Origin of the sequence: Luteibacter sp. (genome assembly GCF_036500425.1) — a bacterium.
In the GTDB taxonomy this organism is placed as follows: Bacteria; Pseudomonadota; Gammaproteobacteria; order Xanthomonadales; family Rhodanobacteraceae; genus Luteibacter.
The window spans coordinates 1-22,132 of sequence record NZ_DASYCB010000080.1; the positions used below are offsets into that span (position 1 = coordinate 1).

At 65.4% G+C, this 22,132-nt stretch carries 21 protein-coding genes, 2 pseudogenes and 1 riboswitch; of the genes and pseudogenes, 16 read left to right on the forward strand and 7 right to left on the reverse strand.

Annotated features, from left to right (window positions below):
• The first annotated feature begins 161 nt into the window (after window positions 1-161).
• The 4 genes from VGN46_RS19240 to VGN46_RS19255 all read left to right on the forward strand — a co-directional run bounded on the left by VGN46_RS19240 (window position 162) and on the right by VGN46_RS19255 (window position 3,048).
• Window positions 162-641, forward strand: a complete 480-nt coding sequence (locus VGN46_RS19240; protein ID WP_331646238.1) for a hypothetical protein — start codon at window positions 162-164, stop codon at window positions 639-641.
• A 152-nt stretch (window positions 642-793) separates the two neighbouring features.
• On the forward strand, window positions 794-1,261 hold the full coding sequence (locus tag VGN46_RS19245) for a nuclear transport factor 2 family protein (protein WP_331646240.1): 468 nt from the start codon (window positions 794-796) through the stop codon (window positions 1,259-1,261).
• An 18-nt stretch (window positions 1,262-1,279) separates the two neighbouring features.
• Window positions 1,280-2,335: a sensor histidine kinase gene (locus VGN46_RS19250; RefSeq protein WP_331646242.1), complete on the forward strand. Its 1,056-nt coding sequence runs from the start codon at window positions 1,280-1,282 to the stop codon at window positions 2,333-2,335.
• The gene (locus VGN46_RS19255) at window positions 2,332-3,048 is read left to right on the forward strand and encodes a LytTR family DNA-binding domain-containing protein (RefSeq protein ID WP_331646244.1); all 717 of its coding nucleotides are present in this window, start codon (window positions 2,332-2,334) and stop codon (window positions 3,046-3,048) included. The genes VGN46_RS19250 and VGN46_RS19255 overlap by 4 nt, the downstream gene beginning before the upstream one ends.
• 56 nt (window positions 3,049-3,104) lie before the next feature.
• Here VGN46_RS19255 and VGN46_RS19260 read toward each other — a convergent pair whose 3' ends face one another.
• A complete protein-coding gene (locus VGN46_RS19260) occupies window positions 3,105-4,838 on the reverse strand; it encodes a GGDEF domain-containing protein (RefSeq protein WP_331646246.1) in 1,734 nt (577 codons plus the stop codon).
• 341 nt (window positions 4,839-5,179) lie between these two features.
• On the opposite strand from VGN46_RS19260, the pseudogene VGN46_RS19265 reads away from it, so the two are divergent.
• From VGN46_RS19265 to VGN46_RS19320, 12 genes and pseudogenes are all read left to right on the forward strand, one after another.
• Window positions 5,180-6,109, forward strand: a pseudogene (locus VGN46_RS19265) (acyltransferase family protein); the annotation flags it as partial.
• Between the two features lie 107 nt (window positions 6,110-6,216).
• Window positions 6,217-6,447, forward strand: a riboswitch (cobalamin riboswitch).
• Between the two features lie 120 nt (window positions 6,448-6,567).
• On the forward strand, window positions 6,568-8,460 hold the full coding sequence (gene btuB / locus VGN46_RS19270; protein ID WP_414675279.1) for a TonB-dependent vitamin B12 receptor: 1,893 nt from the start codon (window positions 6,568-6,570) through the stop codon (window positions 8,458-8,460).
• Between the two features lie 23 nt (window positions 8,461-8,483).
• On the forward strand, window positions 8,484-9,065 hold the full coding sequence (locus VGN46_RS19275; protein WP_331646248.1) for a hypothetical protein: 582 nt from the start codon (window positions 8,484-8,486) through the stop codon (window positions 9,063-9,065).
• Entirely contained in the window at window positions 9,062-9,691 is a 630-nt protein-coding gene (gene cobO / locus VGN46_RS19280; RefSeq protein ID WP_414675280.1) for a cob(I)yrinic acid a,c-diamide adenosyltransferase, read from the forward strand. Before VGN46_RS19275 ends, cobO begins: the two co-directional genes overlap by 4 nt.
• Window positions 9,688-11,022, forward strand: coding sequence for a cobyrinate a,c-diamide synthase (locus VGN46_RS19285; RefSeq protein WP_331646250.1), 1,335 nt, complete (start codon window positions 9,688-9,690; stop codon window positions 11,020-11,022). Before cobO ends, VGN46_RS19285 begins: the two co-directional genes overlap by 4 nt.
• Window positions 11,023-11,036: 14 nt before the next feature.
• Window positions 11,037-11,927, forward strand: a complete 891-nt coding sequence (gene cbiB, locus VGN46_RS19290) for an adenosylcobinamide-phosphate synthase CbiB (RefSeq protein WP_331646389.1) — start codon at window positions 11,037-11,039, stop codon at window positions 11,925-11,927.
• On the forward strand, window positions 11,920-12,951 hold the full coding sequence (cobD, locus tag VGN46_RS19295) for a threonine-phosphate decarboxylase CobD (RefSeq protein WP_331646252.1): 1,032 nt from the start codon (window positions 11,920-11,922) through the stop codon (window positions 12,949-12,951). The genes cbiB and cobD overlap by 8 nt, the downstream gene beginning before the upstream one ends.
• Before the next feature lie 14 nt (window positions 12,952-12,965).
• Window positions 12,966-14,414 (forward strand): annotated as a pseudogene (locus VGN46_RS19300) (cobyric acid synthase); the annotation flags it as partial.
• 77 nt (window positions 14,415-14,491) lie between these two features.
• Window positions 14,492-15,013, forward strand: coding sequence for a bifunctional adenosylcobinamide kinase/adenosylcobinamide-phosphate guanylyltransferase (cobU, locus tag VGN46_RS19305; protein ID WP_331646256.1), 522 nt, complete (start codon window positions 14,492-14,494; stop codon window positions 15,011-15,013).
• Entirely contained in the window at window positions 15,010-16,053 is a 1,044-nt protein-coding gene (cobT, locus tag VGN46_RS19310) for a nicotinate-nucleotide--dimethylbenzimidazole phosphoribosyltransferase (protein WP_331646258.1), read from the forward strand. The genes cobU and cobT overlap by 4 nt, the downstream gene beginning before the upstream one ends.
• A complete protein-coding gene (locus tag VGN46_RS19315) occupies window positions 16,050-16,589 on the forward strand; it encodes a histidine phosphatase family protein (RefSeq protein WP_331646260.1) in 540 nt (179 codons plus the stop codon). The genes cobT and VGN46_RS19315 overlap by 4 nt, the downstream gene beginning before the upstream one ends.
• Window positions 16,589-17,335: an adenosylcobinamide-GDP ribazoletransferase gene (locus VGN46_RS19320; protein ID WP_331646263.1), complete on the forward strand. Its 747-nt coding sequence runs from the start codon at window positions 16,589-16,591 to the stop codon at window positions 17,333-17,335. Before VGN46_RS19315 ends, VGN46_RS19320 begins: the two co-directional genes overlap by 1 nt.
• Window positions 17,336-17,412: 77 nt before the next feature.
• Here the strand turns inward: VGN46_RS19320 and VGN46_RS19325 are convergent, their stop codons facing one another.
• From VGN46_RS19325 to VGN46_RS19350, 6 genes are all read right to left on the reverse strand, one after another.
• Complete coding sequence (locus VGN46_RS19325; RefSeq protein ID WP_331646265.1) at window positions 17,413-17,733, reverse strand: CcdB family protein; 321 nt, start codon at window positions 17,731-17,733, stop codon at window positions 17,413-17,415.
• Complete coding sequence (locus VGN46_RS19330; protein WP_331646267.1) at window positions 17,733-17,987, reverse strand: type II toxin-antitoxin system CcdA family antitoxin; 255 nt, start codon at window positions 17,985-17,987, stop codon at window positions 17,733-17,735. Before VGN46_RS19330 ends, VGN46_RS19325 begins: the two co-directional genes overlap by 1 nt.
• A 185-nt stretch (window positions 17,988-18,172) precedes the next feature.
• Window positions 18,173-19,096, reverse strand: coding sequence for a Grx4 family monothiol glutaredoxin (grxD, locus tag VGN46_RS19335; RefSeq protein ID WP_331646269.1), 924 nt, complete (start codon window positions 19,094-19,096; stop codon window positions 18,173-18,175).
• Window positions 19,097-19,169: 73 nt separating this feature from the next.
• Window positions 19,170-20,042, reverse strand: coding sequence for a UDP-2,3-diacylglucosamine diphosphatase (locus tag VGN46_RS19340; protein ID WP_331646271.1), 873 nt, complete (start codon window positions 20,040-20,042; stop codon window positions 19,170-19,172).
• A 162-nt stretch (window positions 20,043-20,204) separates the two neighbouring features.
• Window positions 20,205-20,813, reverse strand: a complete 609-nt coding sequence (locus VGN46_RS19345; protein ID WP_331646272.1) for an SGNH/GDSL hydrolase family protein — start codon at window positions 20,811-20,813, stop codon at window positions 20,205-20,207.
• Window positions 20,813-22,057 (reverse strand): aminotransferase class I/II-fold pyridoxal phosphate-dependent enzyme, encoded by a 1,245-nt coding sequence (locus VGN46_RS19350; protein ID WP_331646274.1) that lies wholly within the window; start codon window positions 22,055-22,057, stop codon window positions 20,813-20,815. The genes VGN46_RS19345 and VGN46_RS19350 overlap by 1 nt, the downstream gene beginning before the upstream one ends.
• Between the last annotated feature and the right edge of the window lie 75 nt (window positions 22,058-22,132).

Sequence of the window (22,132 nt, forward strand, 5' to 3'; positions counted from 1 at the left end):
GCGCGCTTGCGCGCGATGGATCTTGCCGCACCCCCATCGCGCGCAAGCGCGCTCCTACAAAGTGGCGAGATGAAAGGCTACGCGGAGCCTCGCTGGCGACGGACATACCCGGAACCGCGAAATCGTTGAAATGGACGCTCCTCAACCACGGAGCCACAACGATGCTTCGCACCACCCTAGCTGCACTGCTCCTCACTGCGTCGGCGTCCGCCTTCGCCGCCGTACCGTCGGTCGACCGTTACGTCGACGCCACCGACTGGCCCGCCAGTGAAGCCGGCATGGATCGCTTCTTCGAAGCCGAAGCCCGGCTCGTCGCCGGGTTCGACAAGGTCTGCGGCGACACCTTCTGTGAAGGCGACTACGCCAACCTCCGCCCACTACAACTGCGTTGCTCGGTCGATTCGACCAAGGGCACCCTCAAGCAGTGCCTGTGGACCTTCGCTGGAAGCCACGCCGCGATCAACGCAAAAACCGGCGCGGTGCAGGTCACCGCCAAGACCTTCAAGTGCAAACTCTTGCTCGCAAAGGACACGCCGGTGGAATCGCTCTACGAGCTCACCAAGGGTGAGGATCCACTCCACGCCAAGCTGCCCATGACCAACGTGTCCGTCTACGACGGCTTGCCGGGCTGCCTTAACTAAGCACACGGCACCCTGCCGATGGACAGGGTGCCGTGTGGGGGCTCGGCCCGTTGTGAAACGTCCCGGCGCCTGGATCAAACGGCTCGCCGCCAGACCTCTGGCGGCGATGTCGCGTGCGTGGTCTGCTCGCGCCACCCCAATGGAGCGACCCCATGAAAGCGATTGCCTTCTTTGCCGCCCTCGCGCTGGCTTCCGGCCCGGCCTTCGCCGCTGACGCCGCGAAGGCTGACATCCAGAAAATCGTCAGCCAGTTCCAGGAGACGTTGAAGACCCACGATGCGACGACCTTGCGTTCGTTGTTCATTCCTGAAGCCAGCTGGGTCGAAGCGCTCGGTGCCGAGAGCCTGAAGAAGGTAAAGGCGAAGAAGCCGGATGCCGGCCCTTACCATACGAGCACGCCGGGCAAATTCGCCGACTTCGTCGGATCCAGCAAGGACTCGCTCGAAGAGCGCTTCCACGATGTGCGCATCGAAACCGATGGTAATGTCGGTATCGTCTACTTCGATTTCGAGTTCCTCCTGGATGGCAAGATCCAGAATCGCGGCGCGGAAACCTGGCAGATGGTACGCACCGACGATGGCTGGAAGATCGCCGCCATGATTTACTCCTCGAACTTCTGAGGACCGGGCGAGGAAACCATGCGTGTAGACCGCAGCGTCTCGCTGTCGCCGGCCATGGCATGGGTAGCAGGGCTACCCATCCTGGGCTGCATGATGGTGATGAGCCTGCCGGCCCTTGCCGATGAGCGCGTGCTCGCGTTCAGGCTGTTCTATGCCGTGGCCTACCTTTTCTGGATCGTTCCGCTCGGCTGGCTTCAGCGCTGGCTATGGCGGCGCGGCGCGGGCTGGTGGGCCATGGCGGGTGTGTTGCTTCCGGTCACCTATGTCATGTCGGTGGCCAATGCCCTGCTCGCGCTGTACTTCATCGCCAGCGAGAAGATGCGGGCCCAGGTGGGTCCAGCGTGGGTCTTTGGCGGACTCGACGGCTGCTGGCTGGCGCTGATTGCGTTCTGTGGTTTCCAGGCGATCGCGTTGCACCGCGCGGCGCTTGCACTGGAGATCGAACGGGTTCGTGAAGCGGGCCAGGCGGCACGCGATGCGGAGCTGCGCGCCCTTCGCTACCAGTTGCAGCCGCATTTCCTGTTCAACACGCTTAACGCCATTTCCGCGCTGGTGACTGACGATCGTCCACGCGATGCCACACGGATGATCGCGCGCCTGGGCGATTTCCTTCGCACCACGCTTGAAGATGGGGCAGGGCATGAGCACACCGTGGCCGATGAAGTCGCCCTCACGTCTGCCTACCTTGATATAGAGATCGCCCGTCTCGGCGAACGGTTGCGCGTGGAGACCTTTACCGCGCCGGGAGCACTGGAGGCGCGCGTGCCTTACCTGCTGTTGCAACCGCTCGTGGAGAATGCCGTGCGCCACGGGATCGCGCCGCGCCCGGCACCCGGCACCATCACCATCCGCTTTGAGCGCGATGGGCGCGACCTGTGGGTTAGCGTGGCGAATGACATGGAGGGTACTTCCACGGGCGCGTCAGGTGTCGGGTTGGCCAACGTCCGCGCGCGCCTGGAAGCCCTGTATCCGGATAACCACCAGATCGTCGCCGGGCCGGAAGGTGGTCGCTGGGTTGTGCGGATCTCCCTACCCTGGAGCCTGGGCCAGGTTGGTATGGAGCCCGTGGCGTGATCCGCGTCGCCGTGATCGATGATGAGCCGCTGGCCCGCAGCGGCGTGATATCTCGGCTGAAGGCGGAGGCCGACGTGACCGTGGTCGAACAGTGCGCTGACGGCTACGGCCTTGCAGCCTTACGCAATGACCGCGTAGACCTCGTGATCGTCGATGTGCAGATGCCTGGGATGAGCGGGCTGGAAGGCCTGGCGGCCATTCCCCGCGATGAACGCCCGCTGGCGGTGTTCCTCACGGCCCACGATAGCTTCGCCGTGCGCGCCTTCGAACTTGAGGCGGTCGATTACCTGCTGAAACCGATCGACGATGAACGCTTTGGCGAGGCGCTGGAGCGCGTGCGCCGAAAACTGGGCCGTGATGCTCGCCCGGCGGCTGCCGAGCGCTTCGCTATCCGTATCGGTTCGCGCCTTGCGTTCGTCGACGTCGATGCAGTGACCTGGATCGAGGCCGACGGCGACTACGCCGCACTGCACGCGAACGGCCAGCGCCACCTCCTGCGTGAATCCCTGAACGAACTCTCGCGCAAGCTCGATCCGGCCCGATTCCTCCGCGTCCACCGTTCAGCGATCGTACGCATCGACCAGGTTGTCGAGCTACTGCCCCGGCCCAATCGCGACGCCGTGCTCCGCCTTCGCGACGGCACGACGCTCCGGGCCAGCCGCACCTACATCGATGCCCTGATGGCCGCCCTACACCACACCGCCACCGTGTAGGAGCGCGCTTGCGCGCGATGGATCTTGCGGCAACCCCATCGCGCGCAAGCGCGCTCCTACACGGTGGCGGTGGCCAGGGTCGCGGTGGCGACCCGGTCGCGGCCGGCGGCCTTGGCGGTATACATGGCCTCGTCGGCCTTCATCAACAGGCGGTCGAGGTCATAGCCGAATACCGTGCTGCTCGCGATACCAAAGCTCGCCGTGGCCCTGACGATCGTACGGTGTTCTTCGGACGGTGCGCCGATGGCGGCACGCATGCGTTCGGCGCATTCGCCGGCCCGAGCGGGCGACATATCGCGCAGGAGTACGGCGAATTCTTCACCGCCCAGACGCCCCATGACATCCTGGTCACGGAGATGGTCTCGGCACTCGGCTACGACACGTAGCAATACCCAGTCGCCCTCGGCGTGGCCGTAGGTGTCGTTGATCTGCTTGAAGTGGTCAAGATCGAACAGCACCAACGCAATCGATTCCCCCGTACGTGACCCCTCGACCAGGGCGGCCGTGCACTGGTCCACGAAGTGCTGGCGGTTGCTGATACCGGTGAGGCTGTCGTGACGCGCCATCTGCATGAAGCGCTTCTGCGACCGGCGGGTGCGGATGAGCCACAACGCGATGGCACCCGTGACGGTCAGCGATAGTAACAAGTAAAGGTGGATCGTCTCGCTATCGTGTCTATCCGCTTCGCGCTGCAGGTGCAGGATCTGATTCTGCTTGTCCAGCGCGTCCGTCTCCATGCGGCTCGCGGCGAGCTTCTGCCTCACGATCTGGTAAGCGAGCGCGCGTGCACTCACGTCGTCGAGCCGGCCCTTGTCTGCCTCGGCATGGCGTTCGAGCCATATCGTCGCTGCGCGCCAGTCACCGCGTTTCCGCGCCGCGAGGTAAGCGGTTTCCGTGGCGGAAACCAGTGGATCGGAGAACTCCCCGGCCACCGAGGCGCGGATAGCCGCATTCGCGAAGCGGTCGGCCATCGCCGTATTGCCCGTGTCGAGGTAGGCGCGGGCCAGCAGTGCGTCGAACTGTGCTGCCTGCATGGGCTGCGCGTCACGCAAGACGGAGGGGTAATAGTGCTCCAGTAGTGTAATCGCGGTGCGCGGTTGACCCTTGTGGATCGCGCTGTCCGCCACGTCAGCACGCAGCTGATTCGCCGAGAGGACCTCGCCCACGCGTTGACATTCGGCCACCCACTGCACGAAGCGTGAGTCGTCCGGATCGATGCGACCTCCGCGATACAGGGCATGCAGGCTCACGACGTTGCTCTTGCATGCGATCGAAGGCGTATCTGCGATCTCCACGGCGTGCGTGGCATAGTCCGCGGCCAGATCGTATTGGCCTGCCATCGTCAGCATCCGTGCCGCTTCGCCTAATGCCTGGTATCGCGCATGGGGATCATCGACCTGGGGCAGGGCCGCGACCATCTCATCGAGGCGAATGAAGGCCTCCTCGTAGCGATGGGCCGCACCGAGGATGTTGACCAGCGTGGCGGTTGCGCGGAGCCGCAGGACCTTGTCGTTCGATGTTTCGGCGATGCGTTCAAGCTGCGGCTTGGCCTGGGTGGGCTCGCCGGCGTAGGCCAGTTGCCAGGCCTCGAGATACGCCAGATGCATGCGCGGCGCGGCGGCCAGCTGTTCGCGCGAACGCGCGAGCCGGTCCAGCGTGGCCAGGAAAGCGGGATGGTCGGAGGTCTTCGTGGCGTCGGCAACCGCCAGCGTCGTTTCGGGGTTCTCGCCGATGCGCAGCTGAGCGCGGCTATCACCGGCATGCATGGCCAGTGTGAGAAGGCTGAGCACCGGCAGGCACCGGCGCAAAAAACGTAGCAACACGTCCGTGCGTGGCGACGCTCTTACGAGCGCGCGTGCCCCGGCACGGACGACAGGATTCCGATTGGCATGGTATCTCCCCCTCTGCGCTGGCAAGCCCCCCGGTCTGCCCAACGCACCTCGATCATAACGTGGCGCTACCGGCCCGGCGTGATGATCCACCGGCCTGGCGCCTCGCCCCCAAAACGCCATGAACCGGCCCGAAGGTCGCCGCATGCGTTCTTCACTCTCGCGCAAACCCATTAAGGAAAACCCCGATGACTCGCCTGCCCGGACTGGACACCCTGCGAGCCATCGCGATTGTGTGGGTCATGCTCTTCCACAGTTACCTTATCGGCGGCCTGGGCGAGAACTTTGGCGTTTTCGAACACGCCGGCTGGATGGGTGTGGACCTGTTTTTTGTACTCAGCGGTTTCCTCATTGGCTCGCAGGTATTCACGTCACTACGGGACAAAGGCTCGCTCGACTTTAGATCGTTCTATATGCGTCGGGCGTTCCGCATCTTGCCCGCCTTCCTCGTCGTGCTCGGCCTTTACGTGACGTGGCCGGCATGGCGCGAGACGCCGCTAATGCAGCCGGTGTGGCAGTTCCTGACCTTCACCTTCAACCTGCTCTATACGGACGGCGAGCGCTATGCGTTCTCGCATGCCTGGTCGCTGTGCGTGGAAGAGCACTTCTATCTCGTCTTCCCGCTGCTGGCCGTCTGGCTCGTGCGCTGGACCACGCCCCTGCGCTTCGTGGCACTGTGCGCGGCGGTCGTGGTGGGTGGCATGCTCCTGCGCGCCTGGTTGTGGGAGGCGTACTTCGGGCCGTCGGTCGCCGCCGGCCAGCCGGACTGGACCGCCTACCTGCATTACCTCTACTACCCCACGTATGCGCGACTCGACGGCCTGGTCGGTGGCATCGCGCTGGCCGCCTGCGCGGTATATCGCCCGACATGGATGGCTCGGCTCCGTCACCGCGGCGGCGTGGTCCTGGCCATATCGGCCGTGCTGCTGGGCTGCGCCATCGCCTTGTTCGACGATCACCGCACGGATTTCTGGCCCATCGTGCTCGGCTACCCCCTGGTGGCCGTCGCGATGGCCGGCTTCGTCGGCATGGCGGGTGGCGGCACGTGGCTGGCGCGGCTGCGGATCCCAGGTGCCGGCTGGCTCGCCCGCGCCTCGTACAGCCTGTACCTGAGCCACAAGGGCGCTTTCATGCTCACGGTGGCCGTACTGGGTGGCCATCTGGACAGCCATCCCTGGCTGCGCTTCCTGGCCCATGTCATCGGCGTCGTTCTGGTGGGTGCCACCCTCTACTACCTGGTCGAACGTCCCTTCCTGCGCTGGCGCGAGCGCCGTTCAGATACACTACGCGCACCCAGGGTGATCCAAGGCGCCAGCGCCGCGGATTGAAACGGGAATCCGGTGACCCGCAGGCCGCGTGCCTGCGCCATTCCGGAGCTGCCCCCGCAACGGTAGGCGAGTTGAAGGGCTGGCGAATGCCACTGTGCCGCGTGCGGCATGGGAAGGCGCCAGTCCTGCAGGTACACCCTGCGCTCGCGAGCCCGGAGACCGGCCCACGTGGTATCACCGGACAGGCGGAGGGCCCTGGTCGCGGGTGGCCCGACTCTGTTCGCCGTCGCTTGCTCCTTGCCCACGCATGTCCCTCGCAGCCAATGCCGCGCGGGTAGGCGCGGCCAGCAGGGAACTACAACGTGTCGTTTTATTCATCCCGCCTTGCGCTCGCTATCGCGTTCGCCGTGCTCGCCCCTGTCGTCGCGCATGCCAATGACGCTGCCTCGACCTCGACCTCCACCGACCTCGACAAGGTCGTGGTCACCGCCAGCCGCACCGAGCAGACGCTCAACCAGGTGCTCTCGGCCTCCACTGTGATCGACCGCGCCGATATCGAGCGCCTGCAGCCGCGCTCGCTGGCCGACCTGCTGCGTGCCACGCCGGGCGTATCCATCGCCAACAACGGCGGCCCCGGCAAGGCCACCTCGGTCTTCATGCGCGGCACCGAATCCGACCACGTGCTGGTCCTGGTCGATGGCGTGAAGATCGGCTCGGCCACCTCAGGTACCGCCGCGTTCCAGGACATTCCGGTCGACCAGATCGAGCGGATCGAAATCGTCCGTGGTCCGTATTCGAGCCTGTATGGCTCGGATGCACTCGGTGGCGTCATCCAGATCTTTACCCGTCACCCGCAGGGCGGTTTCGTGCCGAACTTCTCGGTGGGTGTGGGCAGCTGGTCCACGCTGCGCGGTTCCGCCGGGTTCGCAGGGCGGGGTACCAACGGCTGGTATTCGGTTGAAGCAAGCCACGACCAGACCCACGGTATCAACGCCTGCCGCGGCAAGCCGAGCCCGGGTGGTGGCGGTTGCTTTACGTATGAGCCGGATGCTGACGGTTACCGCAACAACGCGCTGTCGCTGAAGGGTGGCTGGCGCTTCGACGAGCAATGGGATGCCGACGCCAGCGCGACGCGCAGCGAAGGTCATAACTACTACGACGGTACCAGTAGCAATTCCGCGGAGTCGGCCACGCAGACCGTCGGCGGGCGCCTTCGCTACCGACCGTCACAGGACGCGTTGGTGACGTTGAATGTCGGCCGTAGCCTGGATCTATCCACGGACTACGAGAACGGCGTTTACGCCGACACGTTCAACACGCATCGCGACCTCGCGTCGTTGCAAGCGGATCTTGGCAAGGTCGGTGGTGCTTATGGTCTCGCCACGCTCGGCTTCGACTGGCAGCGTGACCGTGTGGTCGGCAGCACCGATTACTTCGTGGACGCGCGTCGCAACCACGCGCTGTTCGCGCAGTGGCAGCAGGAGTTCGGCGATAGCTCGATCCAGGGCAGCCTGCGCCGTGATGAAAACAGCCAGTTTGGCGGGAAGACCACGGGTAGCCTGCAGTACGGCTACGCGCTGACGAAGGAACTGCGCGTCACCGGCAGCTATGGCACCGCGTTCAAGGCGCCGACATTCAACGACTTGTACTACCCCGATTACGGCAACCCCGACCTGCAGCCGGAAACCTCGCGTAACTGGGAACTCGGCCTGCGCGGTACGCCGGGCTGGGGCAACTGGTCGTTGAATGCCTTTCAGAACCGGATCGATCACCTGATCGTGTTCGATTCCAGCCTGACCGGCCCGCTGTTCCCCTTCGGCGGCGCCAACAACATCGACCGTTCGCGCATCCGCGGCGTGGAACTGGCGGCGGATACGACGCTGGGTGACTGGCGCCTGGGTGGCAACGCCACGTGGTTGTCGCCGGAAGACGATAGCGACGACGCATCCCATGGCAACCTCTTGCCACGCCGTTCGCGGCGCACCGGTAATGTGGACCTCGATCGCTCGTTCGGTGCGTTCAGCGTCGGCGCCAGCGTGTTCGCCTCAGGTTACCGCTACGACGATGCCGCCAACCTGCACCGTCTGGGCGGCTACACGTTGACCGACCTGCGCATGGCCTATGCGCTCGATCCCGCATGGAACGTCGAACTGTCGGCGAAGAACATCTTCGATCGCCACTACGAGACCGCCCGTTACTTCAACCAGCCCGGCCGCAACTGGATGCTCACGTTGCGCTACCAGCCGCGTTCCTGATCCGCACCCCGGAGGAAATCCTGATGAAACCGCTTTCCCGTCCCGCGTTCGCTGCCATCGCCGCGCTGTTTGCGGTGATCATGATCGGTACCCGCTTCCATCACTTCGGCGACATGCTCCACCTACCTGATGCCTCGATGGCGTTGTTCTTCCTTGGCGGTATTTACTTGCGCAAACATCTCGCCTTTATCGGGTTTGTGGTGTTGTCCGTTCTGGTGGACTGGTACTCGGTGAGCTACGCCGGTGTGAGTGACTTCTGCATCACGGTGGCGTATTCCTTCATGCCGCTCGCGTACGCCGTGCTCTGGTACGGCGGCCGCTTGCTGGCGCCGCGCTACGATGGCTCGCTGCGGTCGTACGGTCTCGTGTTCCTCGGCATCGTGGCCTGCGCCACGCTGAGTTACGCCGTGTCGAATGGTGCGTTCTATTGGCTGGGCGGTCGTTACCCGAACCCGCATATGGCGGAATACCTTGCGCGCTTTATGCAGTGGGGGCCGCTGCTCGTTCGCGCGGCTGCGCTGTATGTGCTGGCGGCGGAGGCGGTGCATGCCGTGGCGGTCCGCTTCCTGCCGCGTCAAGGCAACAGCGGTACGTCGCACGCATGAGCGATAAACCTGCCTGGGGCGACATGGACGAAGCCTCGCGCTATCGCGACCGGGCCCAGCGCAAGAAGGAACTGGTGGACCGGCGCATCGCCCGGGCCACCATCGATCGTGGCGTGTTGGTGGTGAACACTGGCAACGGCAAGGGCAAGAGCTCGTCCGGCTTCGGCATGCTGGCGCGTTCGCTCGGCCACGGCTTCCGCTGTGGTGTCGTACAGTTCATCAAGGGCAGCTTCTCCACGGGGGAGGAGGCCTTCTTCCGCAGGTTCGAAGGTGATGAACTGGATTACCACGTGATGGGCGAAGGGTTTACCTGGGAAACCCGGGACCGGGAACGCGATATCGCCGCCGCCATGGCGGCGTGGGGCGTCGCCGAGCGCATGCTCGGCGATGACACCTACGATTACATCTTGCTGGATGAACTCAATATCGCCCTGGTGAAGGCATATATCCCGCTCGATCGGGTGATCACCGCGTTGCAGGCCCGTCCCGAGCGGCAGCACGTGGCGATCACCGGGCGTGGCGCTCCCGACGAGCTCGTCGCCATCGCCGATACGGTGACCGAGATGCGTGTGGTCAAGCATGCGTTCCAGGCGGGTATCAAAGCACAGAAGGGCATCGAACTGTGACCCGTCACTGTTCCGCATGGCTGGTGTCCGCGCCTGCCTCAGGGCAGGGCAAGACCAGTGTCACCGCCGCGCTCGCCCGGGCGCATGCGCGCCTCGGCAGGCGCGTGAGGGTTTTCAAGACCGGGCCGGATTTCCTCGACCCGATGATCCTCGCGCGCGCGAGCGGCTCGCCGGTCTATCAGCTGGATGCCTGGATGGGCGGCGAGCATGACGTCCGTGCGCAGCTTTACCAGGCGGCCGGCGAGGCCGACCTCATCCTTGTCGAAGGTGTGATGGGTTTGTTCGATGGTGCGCCATCGAGCGCCGATCTCGCCGCACGCTTCGGCCTGCCCGTGCTTGCGGTCATCGATGGTTCGGCGATGGCGCAGACCTTCGGTGCGCTGGCTCACGGTCTCGCGACGTACCGCAGCGACGTTACGGTGCAGGGCGTTTTCGCGAACCGCGTAGGCAGCGACTATCACGCCAAACTCCTACGCGAGAGCCTCCCGCCCTCCCTGGCATGGCACGGCACCTTGCCCCGCGACACTACCCCCTGTAGGAGCGCGCTTGCGCGCGATGGCTCCAGCGAAAGACCCATCTCGCTACCCGAACGCCACCTCGGCCTCGTATCGGCAGACGAACTCGAAGACCTCGACGCCCGCCTTGAGGCCCTGGCCGATGCTCTGGAAGCACGCTCCACGCTATCCCTGCCGCCTCCGGTCCCCTTCGCTCCCGCGACGATCGCAGCGCCCACGGTGTCGCTCGCCGGCCTACGCATCGCCATCGCCCGCGATGCCGCATTCGCCTTCCTCTATCCGGCGAACATCGATGTGCTGCGCGCTGCAGGCGCAAGCCTCACGTTCTTCTCGCCTCTCGCAGGCGATGCCTTGCCGCCCTGTGATGCCGTCTGGCTCCCCGGTGGCTATCCCGAACTGCACCTCGATACCCTGGCGGCGCGCGTCGATCTTCGCAATGCGCTGCGGGCGCATGTCGATGCCGGCCGCCCGTTGCTCGCGGAATGCGGCGGCTTGCTCTATGCGCTGGACCAGTTGGCCGATCGTGACGGCCACGCTGCACCCATGGCAGGCTTGCTGCGTGGAACCGCGATGGTGCAGCCACGTATGACCGCACTCGGCATGCAGGCCGTCGCGCTACCCGAGGGCGATCTTCGCGGGCACTCGTTCCACTACGCCCGCGCATCGATCGACGCGGAGCCGCTCACGCACGCGACCAATCCGAACGGTGGCCCGACGACCGAAGCCGTGTATCGGCGTGCGCGCATGACGGCGAGCTTCGTGCACCTCTATTTCCCCTCCCACCCCGACGCCGCGGCACGCCTGTTCCTGCCGTGAACATCGCGCTGGCCATGCTGCTTGCCATGGGCCTGGATGCCATGTTCGGGGAGCCGCGGCGATTTCATCCCCTGGTGGGCTACGGGCGTTATGCGGCGAAGATCGAACGCCACGCGCACGCCGATACACGGGGTGCCGGGGTACTGACATGGTGCCTTGCCGTGCTTGTGCCGCTGGCGGCCTTGCTGCTCGTGCGCGCGCTGCTTCCGGCATGGGCCGTCTTCGTCATCGATACGCTGGTGCTCTATGCCGCCATCGGCCGCCGTAGCCTCGGCGACCATGCGCGGCCGATTGCGGATGCTCTTGGCCGCGACGATCTGGCTGCCGCGCGTATCGCGGTTGGCTGGATGGTGAGTCGCGACACCGCGGCGCTCAGCGCTGCGCAGGTGGCCGGTGCGGCCACCGAATCCGTGCTGGAGAATGGGCATGACGCGGTGTTCGGTGCGCTGTTCTGGTTTGCGTTGCTCGGCGGGCCCGGCGCGCTGCTGTTCCGCCTCGCCAACACGCTGGACGCCATGTGGGGCTACCGCACGCCACGCTACCTGCGTTTCGGCTGGGCCGCCGCGCGCATCGATGACGTGCTTGGCTATGTACCTGCCAGGTTGACCGCACTGACCTACGCCGCGGTAGGCCACTTCGACAGTGCCGTGCGTTGCTGGCGCGCGCAAGGCCCGGGCTGGAAGAGCCCGAACGCCGGGCCCGTGATGGCGGCAGGGGCGGGCGCCTTGCGGGTCGCCCTGGGCGGGCCTGCGCCGTACCACGGTGAATGGCAGGATCGGCCGCCGTTGGGCGAAGGTGACGCGCCCGATGCCGCGACGATCCGTGCAGCGCTATGTCTCGTTGATCGTGGCGTCGTGGCGTGGCTGGTGGTCGCGTTGCTGATTGGCGTAGCTATCCATGCTTGAGCACGGCGGCCGCCTCGCCCGTGCCGCTGCGGCGTACGGCATACCTCGCGAGGCGTGGTTGGACCTGTCTACCGGCGTGAGCCCGCACTCGTGGCCGGTGCCGCCGGTACCCACCGAGGCATGGCATCGCCTACCGGAAGACGAGGATGACCTGCTCGACGCAGCACGCGCCTATTACGGCTGCGAGCATCTGCTACCGGTAGCAGGGACCCAGGCCGCGATCCAGGCCCTGCCGCGCTTGCGGCTGCGTTCGCGAGTGGGCGTGCTTTCACCGGGCTACGCGGAACATGCGTATGCGTGGCGCGAAGCCGGTCATGACGTGACGTTGTTGCCGATGCATGAACTCCTGGCGCGCGCAGACGAATTCGACGTCACCGTCTTCATCTCCCCCAACAACCCGACATCGGAGCGTGTCCCTGTAGGAGCGACCTTGGGCGCGACCGCACTTGGCGAAAACACCACACGGCCTGCTGTTCTTTGCCACGACCGGTCGCGCCCAAGGTCGCTCCTACAAGAGCAGCGGTGGGTGATCGTCGATGAGGCGTTTGGGGATACGTGGCCCGCGCTGTTCTTGCAGCCGCGCGAAGGTCTCATCCTGCTTCGTTCCGTGGGCAAATTCTTCGGATTGGCAGGTGCACGAGCCGGATTCGTCGCCGCATGGCCGGCCTTGCTCGACGCGCTTCAAGAACGGCTTGGCCCCTGGTCGCTATCGGGTCCCACGCGCTACGCAGTCACCCGTGCCCTGCGTGACACGACCTGGCAAGCCACGATGCGTGATCGCCTGCGCGGCGAGAGCGCGTCACTTGCCACTACGCTGGCTACCGCCGGCTTGCTGCCCACCGGAGGAACGGACCTGTTCCAGTACTGCCTGCATCCTGCCGCGGCTCGTCTCCACCATGCGCTTGCCCAGCGTGGCATCCTCGTCCGCCTCTTCACCGACCCGGCCGCCTTGCGCTTTGGCCTGCCACCCGACGCCGCTGGCCTGGCGCGGCTCGCGCAGGCCCTTACGGAGATCTCGCCATGACCGCCCGTGTGCTGATGGTGCAAGGATGCACCTCCGATGCCGGCAAGAGTACGGTCGTGGCCGCGTTGTGCCGATGGCTGCATCGCCGCGACGTACGCGTCGCACCGTTCAAACCGCAGAACATGGCGCTGAATGCCGCGGTCACCGTGGATGGTGGCGAGATCGGCCGCGCGCAGGCGGTGCAGGCGCAGGCCGCAGGTGTGCCGCCGCATACCGACTTCAACCCTGTGCTGCTCAAACCGAACAGCGATATCGGTGCACAGGTGATCGTGCATGGGCATCCGGTGGGGAATATGGATGCGGTGGGTTATCACGCCTATAAACGCGTCGCGATGGACGCGGTGCTCGCGTCGCACGCCCGTCTCGCAGAGACCTACGATGCCATCGTGGTGGAAGGGGCTGGCAGCCCCGCCGAGGTGAACCTGCGTGATCGCGACATCGCGAACATGGGCTACGCCGAGGCCGTGGATTGCCCGGTCATCCTCGTCGCGGATATCGACCGCGGCGGCGTGTTCGCCCATCTGGTAGGCACGTTGGCGGTCCTTTCGCAGAGTGAGCGCGACCGCATCGTGGGATTCGTGATCAACCGCTTCCGTGGTGACCTCACGTTGCTCCAGCCGGGTCTTGACTGGCTGGAGCGTGAAACGGGTAAGCCCGTGCTCGGCGTGCTGCCTTACCTGCACGGGCTGACCCTGGAGGCTGAGGATGCCTTGCCCCATTTGCGCGAGGCGCGAGCGGGGGCTCGCCTGCGCGTGGCTGTACCGGCCTTCCCGCGTATCAGCAACCACAACGATTTCGACGCGCTGCGCGCGCATCCTGAGGTGGATTGTTTCTTCGTGGGTCCCGGCGACGCGTTTCCCGCTTGTGATCTCATCGTACTGCCGGGCTCTAAATCGACTCGCGCCGACCTTGCATGGCTGCGTGAGCGCGGCTGGGACAAGGCGATCCTGCGTCACGTCCGCTACGGTGGGCATGTCATCGGCATTTGCGGTGGCTTCCAAATGCTTGGCTATGCCGTGCACGACCCCGAAGGCATCGAAGGCGAGCCCGGTTCTAGCGAAGGCCTTGGCCTGCTCGAGATGGAAACCGTGATGACAACGCAGAAGCAGCTACGCCGCGTCACCGGCACACTGGCAGACCACCAAACCCCCGTGACTGGCTACGAAATCCACTGCGGTATCTCCACCGGCCCCGCCTTGCAAAGTCCCCTCGCTACAGTGGTAGGAGCGACCTTGGGCGCGACCACCCCATGCGACCCGACCGTATTCCCTGCAACACACGGACCCAAAGATATCGCCCACAGGGTGGGCTCCTACGACGATGGGGCGATATCGTCGGATGGGCTTGTGATGGGTAGTTACCTGCACGGCTTGTTCGATCATCCTGAAGCCTTGGCGGCACTGCTGAGGCGGGTGGGTCTGCACGACGCCGCACCCCTCGACATCGATGCCTTGCGCGACGCCTCGATCGACCGCCTGGCGGACACCATCGACGCCCATATGGATACCCGCCGACTGGCCACCTGGTTTGGACTAAGCGAATGAGAACCCTGATCCTTGGTGGCGCGCGCTCGGGCAAGAGCGCGCTGGCGGAACGGCTGGCCAGCGACAGCCGCAAGGGCGTTATGTACATCGCCACCGCGCAAGCGCTGGATGGCGAGATGGCCGAACGGATCGCGCACCACCGTGCGCGTCGTCCGCAGGCATGGCTTTGCGTGGAAGAGCCGCTTGCGCTCGCCGCGACCCTGCGTGCGTACGCCGCTCCCGACCGACTGTTGCTCGTCGATTGCCTGACCCTGTGGCTATCTAACGCGTTGGGTATCGATGACGGCACGCATTTCGAAGCCGAGCGCACCGCGCTTCTGGATACCGTAAGCGGGTTGCAGCACGATCTCGTTATCGTCAGCAATGAAGTCGGCCTCGGCATCACGCCGTTGGGCGAACTCACGCGTCGCTTCGTCGATGAAGCCGGACGCCTGCATCAATCCCTTGCAGCCACCTGCGAACGCGTGGTGTTCGTGGCGGCCGGGCTACCCCTCGTGATGAAAGGAACCTTGCCATGAAGCATTGGATGTCGGTACCCAGCCGCGTACCCGACCATGCGGCTGCCGCCGCAGCAGCTGAACGCCAGGATACGTTGACCAAACCGCCGGGCTCGCTCGGCCGGCTCGAGGCGTTGGCGATCCAGCTGGCGTCGCTACAATCGCGCAAGCGTCCGCGTGTCGACAAGGTGCACATCGCGGTGTTTGCGGGTGATCATGGCGTCGCCGCTGAAGGCATCTCGGCATTCCCGCAGGCCGTGACCGGCGAAATGCTACGCAACTTCGCGAGTGGCGGCGCGGCCATCGCCGTGCTGGCACGCGAGCTTGGTGCCAACCTCGATGTGGTGAACCTCGGTACGGTCAACGATCCGGGCGAGATCGAAGGGGTGCGCCGTGAAGTGATCGCTTCGTCCACGGCGAACTTCCGCCACGTGCCTGCGATGGCCGACGACGAACTGGATGCCGCGCTCAATGCCGGCGTGCGCAGCGTCGCGCGTGCTTCGGCGGATGGCGCGGAGCTTTTTATTGGCGGCGACATGGGCATCGGCAACACCACGGCGGCGAGTGCGCTGGCATGTGCGTTGCTCGGCGAGAAACCGGAGATCCTGGCCGGCCCCGGTACCGGACTGGATAAGCAAGGCGTCGCACACAAGGTCGTCGTGATCGGTGACGCGCTGCGCACGCACGCCGGCGCCGATTCCGTGCGCGAAAAGTTGCGCTGCCTCGGTGGCTTTGAAATCGCCGCGCTCGTGGGTGCCTACGTCGCCGCGGCGCAGTGCGGCATGCCCGTGCTGGTCGATGGCTTCATCACCAGCACCGCTGCGCTCGCCGCCGTCGCGATGCGTCCAGACGCCCGCCCGTGGATGATCTTCGCCCACCGTTCCCATGAACGCGGCCATGGCCGCGTGCTCGACGCCCTGCAGGCCGAGCCACTGCTCGACCTGCACATGCGCCTTGGTGAGGCGAGTGGTGCCGCGGTCGCCGTGCCACTGCTGCGCATGGCCTGCACGCTGCACGGCTCGATGGCGACATTCGCCGAAGCCGGTGTCTCGGAAGCATGAGTATCGACTTGCTTCGCCATGGTGATACCGGGCAACGCAGCTACCGCGGCCAGCTCGATGATTCGCTGACCGAACTCGGTTGGGCGCAGTTGCGCGCGGCCGTGGAAGGGCAGGTATGGGATCGCATCGTGTCTTCGTCGATGGCCCGCTGCGCGCGCTTCGCCGAGGAACTGGCCGGCGCGCGCGGGCTGCCGCTGCGCCTCGATGCGCGTCTCGCCGAATATCATTTTGGTGACTGGCAGGGCGTACCCATCGAGACGCTGGCGGAAGAGCAGGGCGATGCGCTTGGCCGCTTCTGGTCCGATCCGGTGGCGAATCCGCCGCCGGGCGCCGAAACGTTCGACGCATTCCACGCGCGTCTCGCCGCGGGCATGGATCAGGCGGCTGGCGAGGCGCGGGATGCGCGCGTCCTCGTCATCACCCACGGTGGTGCCATTCGCCTGTTACGTTGCGCGGCGGAACACCGTCCCTTCGGCGACATGGCAGGCATCGACGTGCCGCACGCCTCGTTGCACGCCATCACCTGGAACACGTAATGCGCGGTCTGGCCATTGCCTTCGGCTTTCTCACCCGGCTTCCCATGCCCAAGGTGGCGTGGGACGTACAGGCGCAGGCCGCCTCGCTGAAGTGGTACCCGTTCGTCGGCCTCGTACTGGGCGCCATCTTCGTACTCGCGGCATGGTGCCTGCAGCACATGCCGTCGCTGCCCGCCGCCGCGGTGATGGTCGCACTCTGGGTCATCGTCACCGGCGCGCTCCACCTCGACGGCCTGGCCGACAGCGCCGACGCCTGGATCGGCGGCATGGGCGACCGCGAACGCACCCTGCAGATCATGAAAGACCCCCGCTGCGGCCCCGCCGGCGTGATGTCCCTGATCCTGGTCACTCTCCTCAAGTTCACGACGCTATCGGCTCTTGTAGGAGCGAGCTTGCTCGCGATCAACCGAAGCGCCCCCTTCCCCTGGCCCCTCATCCTCCCACCCCTGTTAGCCAGAGGCTCCCTGGTAGCCCTCTTCCTGACCACCCCCTACGTCCGCGAAAACGGCCTCGGCGCCCCCCTACGCGGCGCCCCCGCCCTCGGCTGCCGCATCGCCCTGATCCTGACGATCGCCACGCCCCTAGCCTTCGGCACCACCGGCCTCAAAGCACTAGCCGCCGCTCTTATCACCGGCTACCTCTGGCGCCGCGCCACGCTAAAACGCATCCACGGCTTCACCGGCGACACCGCCGGCGCCCTGGTAGAAATGACCGAAGCCGCCACCCTGCTAGCCCTGCTGTTGTAGGAGCGCGCTTGCGCGCGATGGGTCTTGCCGTGAGTACTACCCACCGCTCTCGGTACGCGATGGAATCAGTGTGGGAACTACCCGTACGCCTGCGAGTAAAGTTCATCGAGCGCATCGATGATTAGTTGTCCATCCGACTTCATGTTCTCAACAGGACGGCCGAGTAGACCCCTTGGCACAGAGACGACTTCAAGAGGCTGAAGAACGACCTCAGTTCCGTTGATCGTAAATTTAGGGTTGAACCGTTTGCTCTCAACGCGCCCGAACTCCTTTGCAAGGATCAATGGCGCAACGACACGTCGATCTGAGTTATCGAATACGGCCGACTGAATGACGACGACGAAAGGGATAACCCCTTTCAGCCTGCCAGGATTCGGGTGTACGTCGAATTGCGCCATCAGAGCGTCGAGAACTCATCTGCGAAGGAGCCGTGTTCCTGCACGAAGGTGTTCCAACCTTCGGCGGCGCGCTGAAGCTCGCGCCGGTTCTGTTCGAGGACACCCTTCTTTTCGGCCACGAAGGCCGCCAACAGGGCCTCGACCTGGGCAGAGAGATTCGGCGTCAGTTCGCGCGCCTGCGCGACCAGATCGACGTTAAGCGACAGGTTCAAGGCACGCTTCGGGGCGCACAGGTCGTAAATCGCGATGGCCATGGGGCGGCTCCGGGGACGGGTCGTAGGCGAAGTCTATGCGCATGCATGCGCATGAGCAAGCGCGTCCACAGAGCGCGGGACTTCCGCATACCGGCTCGTGCGCCACGCAACGAGACGTAGCACCCCGACAATGGGCAAAAAAAGGGGCGCCGTTGGGCGCCCTTTTTCTTCATTACGCGATGCAATCAGTACAGCGGGACGGTCGGGTCGACCTCGCGGGCCCATGCATCCATGCCGCCTTCGACGTTGAACAGGTTCGTGAAGCCGTGGGCAGCGAAGCGATCGGCGGCGGCGCGGCTGGAGATGCCGTGGTGGCAGATGAAGGCGATGGCAGTGTCCTTCGGCAGCGAGGCCAGGGCTTCGTAGCCTTCATCTTCGAGGATGCGCGCGCCAGCGAGCGGTGCGGCCATGGCGCGGCCGTGGGCCGGGCGGACGTCGACGAGAAGGATATCGCCAGCGGCCAGGCGATCCTTCAACTGGTGCACGGTGATCGAGGTGATCTCCACGGCGCCCGGGAACTTCAGGCTGAGGCCTTCGCCCTGCACGGTGCTGACCCAATCGATGACGATGCCCTTGGCGCGCTGGGCGCTGCCCGGATCGAAATGCACTTCGATACCGTTGGCGACCGTGACGATGTCGTGGTCGCCGGCCGGCGTAAGCTGGAAGCCGGCGCTGTGGTCCGGGCCGATCTCGAGGTGCAGCGCCATGCCCTGGGCATTGGCCATGCCACCGCGGATGGCTTCAGCGGCCTTCTCGGTGATGGTGATTTCCGGCGGCGTGCGGTCCGGGGCGCTACCGCCGAACATCGTGTAGAGCTCACCGCTGGTGTACATCTGGCGGATGATGTCGGAACCGCCAACGAGCTCACCCTTCACATACAACTGCGGAATGGTGGGCCACTGGCCATATTCCTTGATGCCCTCGCGGATCTCCGGGTCTTCCAGCACATTGACCGTGTGGTACGTCTCGACCACGTCGTTCAGCGTGTTGGTAGCCGCGGCGGAGAAGCCGCACATCGGCTGCTGGCGCGTACCCTTCATGAACAGCACGACGTCGTGCTGGGCGAGGAGGGCTTCGATGCGCTCGCGGGTGGGGGTATCAAGAGCCATGGAGAGGTTCACCGCAAAGGGAAAGGGGCCATTTTACCGGCATCCTTCGCAGATGGGCGCTATCAAAGTGAAATCAACCCACCAGGGACGGTTCCATCGAGGTGAGGTCGGAAAGGTCGTTGCGGCAGTCGGCCAGCGGGGCGAAGGCCAGCACCGCCTCCGGCGAGGGCAGGACCGTCTCACGGCTCGCGCGACCTAGCGGGGTGTAGCGCTCGGTCCAGTGGACCAGCTCCATCGCGCCGCTGAAGTCCTCGACCAGGGCGGTGCAATGCTCCACCCAGTCACCATCGTTCAGGTACAGGATCCCGTTGATCGGCCGCATATGGCCGAAATGGATGTGGCCGCAGATGTGCCCATCCAGCCCGCGCTCCGCCGCATCGGCTGCCACGCGCTGTTCGTAGCCGCGGATGTAGCTCATGGCCATGCCCACGTGCGATTTGATGATGATCGATAGCGGCACATAGGGCAGTTCCATCCGCCGACGCACCGAGTGCATGCGCCGGTTGGCCCAGCAGATCATCCGGTGCATCGCATCGCCGAGCACGGTAAGCCAGCGCTTGCCGATATGGTCGGGATCGAATTCGTCGCCGTGGCTGACCCGGTAGCGGCGGCCGTCCGCGCCTTCATGCAGGGCATCCAGCTCAACGCGGATGCCAGCGATGGTGGAGCCCGCCAGGCCGCGCATCTGGTAGTCGTGGTTGCCGGGGATGTAGATCACCTCCACCCCGCGGGCCGCCATGGCGATCAGCTCGGCAATGACGGCGCTATGGTCGGGGTGCCACCAGTGGCGCTTCGCGAGCGCTTCCAGGTCGACGATGTCGCCGACGAGGTAAAGCCGCTCGCAATCCACGCTGCGGAGGAAATCGAGGAGGTAAGCAGCCTTGCAGTCCGGCGTGCCGAGATGCACGTCGGAGATGAAGGCGCTGCGACAGGTGAGCTTGGCCATGGTGGCGATTCCGGGGTTTTCCCGGGTCACCAGTCTCGGGCCGTGCTGTAACCAGCGGATGGCGCTCGTGTTTCAGGGATGTTTCCGCGAAACGCCTCTGTAGGAGCGCGCTTGCGCGCGATCCGGGGTTATCGCAAGCACCCATCGCGCGCAAGCGCGCTTCTACAGTTCCGCGATGGCCGCTTTTGCTGCTGGCAGGATGGCTTCGGTCCACAAGGCATACTGCGCGGCTGAAGGGTGCAGGCCGTCGTCGACCAGCATGCCTTCCGTATCGCCAGCCCTGCGCGAGATGCCGGTGACATCGACCCAGCGGGCGAAGGCGCGGTGGGTTTCATCGTGGGCAATGGCATTGAATGCATCGATCTCGTGCGCGATGGCCGCACGGTCGCGTCCTTCGGCGAACCGGGTGACGCCCCAGTCCGGGATGGAAACGACGACGACGCGGCGCGCATCGCCGGCCAGGGAGATAGCGCGTTCAAGCAAGGCGAGGAACTGCTCACGGTATTCCGCTTGCGAGCGTCCGCGATACTGGTTATTCACGCCGATCAGCAGCGTCACTAGCCCGTACCCGGGTTTGAGTCCCGCAGCATCCATCGCGGCGGAAAGTTCGTCGGTGGTCCAGCCGGTGGTGGCAATGATGCGCGGCGCCTGCACGTCTACCTGGACGGCATGCAACCGTGCGACGAGTTGCATGGGCCAACGCCCCGCCTCGGGCACACCCTCGCCGATCGTGTACGAATCGCCCAGGGCGAGGAACGCCGGTGCCGGCATCAGGCGACCGCGCTCGCGGCAGGGCGGTCTTCCGCGGCCATGCGCGCGAGCACGCGATCCATGCGCGCGAATACCTCGGCCAGTTGCGCAGGTTCAGGCAGCAAGGTCAGGCGTAGGTGGCGGCTGGCGTGCAGGTTGAAGCTGGTACCGGGCACCACGAGCACTTCCTCTTCCTCGAGCAGGCGCAACGCGAACGCAGTGTCGTCGAAATGCGCGATCGCATCCGCGCGGATCCAGGGGAACGCGTAGATGGCACCCCCCGGTGCGACCACATCGAGGTACGGGCTGGCGGCGACGTTGTCGAGGATGATCCGGCGTGCCTCGTGCAGGCGGCCACCCGGTGCGGTGAGCTCGCCGATGGTGGGCTTGTCGAGCAGGGCGGGGCGCACGGCCCACTGCGCGGTGACGTTCGCGCACAGGCGCAATGCCGCCAGCAGCTGCAGCGCGTCGCGGTATTCGGCGACGCGTGCCTTGTTGCCCGAAAGGCTCATCCAGCCCACGCGATAACCGCAGGCGCGGTGCACCTTCGACAGGCCGCCGAAGCTGACGCACGGATGGTCGCCGGCGACCGCGGCCAGCGGCTGGAACGGCGTGCCGTCGTACAGGATCTCGTCGTAGATCTCGTCGCAGAGCAGCAGCAGGTTATGCCGGCGGGCGACCTCCACGATGCGTTCGAGCAAGGCTTTGGGATAGACCGCGCCGGTCGGGTTGTTCGGGTTGATCAGCACCAGGGCGCGCGTGCGCGGGCCGACCAGGGCATCGATCTCATCGGGATCGGGCAGGTGGTCGTTCTCCGCCAGGCAGCGGTAATAGCGCGGGCTGCCATCGTTGAGGATGGTGGCGGCACTCCACAGCGGGTAATCGGGGCTGGGCAACAACACTTCATCGCCGGGCTGCAGCAGCGCACGCAGCGAGATATCGATCAGCTCGCTGACGCCGTTGCCGATGAACACATGCTCGACATCCACGCCTTGCGCGCCACGGGCTAGCTGTTGCGCCACGATGGCTTCACGGGCCTCTTCCAGGCCTTGCTCGTGGCCGTAGGCTTCGCTATCACCCAAATGACCGGCAATGGCCTCGCGCAGGTGCGCCGGTGTAGTGAAGCCATAACGGCCAGGGTTGCCGATATTGAGCTTGATGATCGGCTTGCCGGCCGCTTCCATCTCGCGCGCACGCCGGGTGAGGGCGCCGCGGATTTCGTAGCGCACTTCCGCAAGGTGGGCGCTGGGCTTGATCGAGGACACGTTCTGCAACTTCCCGTGTGGCCCGCCAGGCCTGTTCCCAGCGGTCGTCACCCGATCCTAACAGCGTCAGGATGG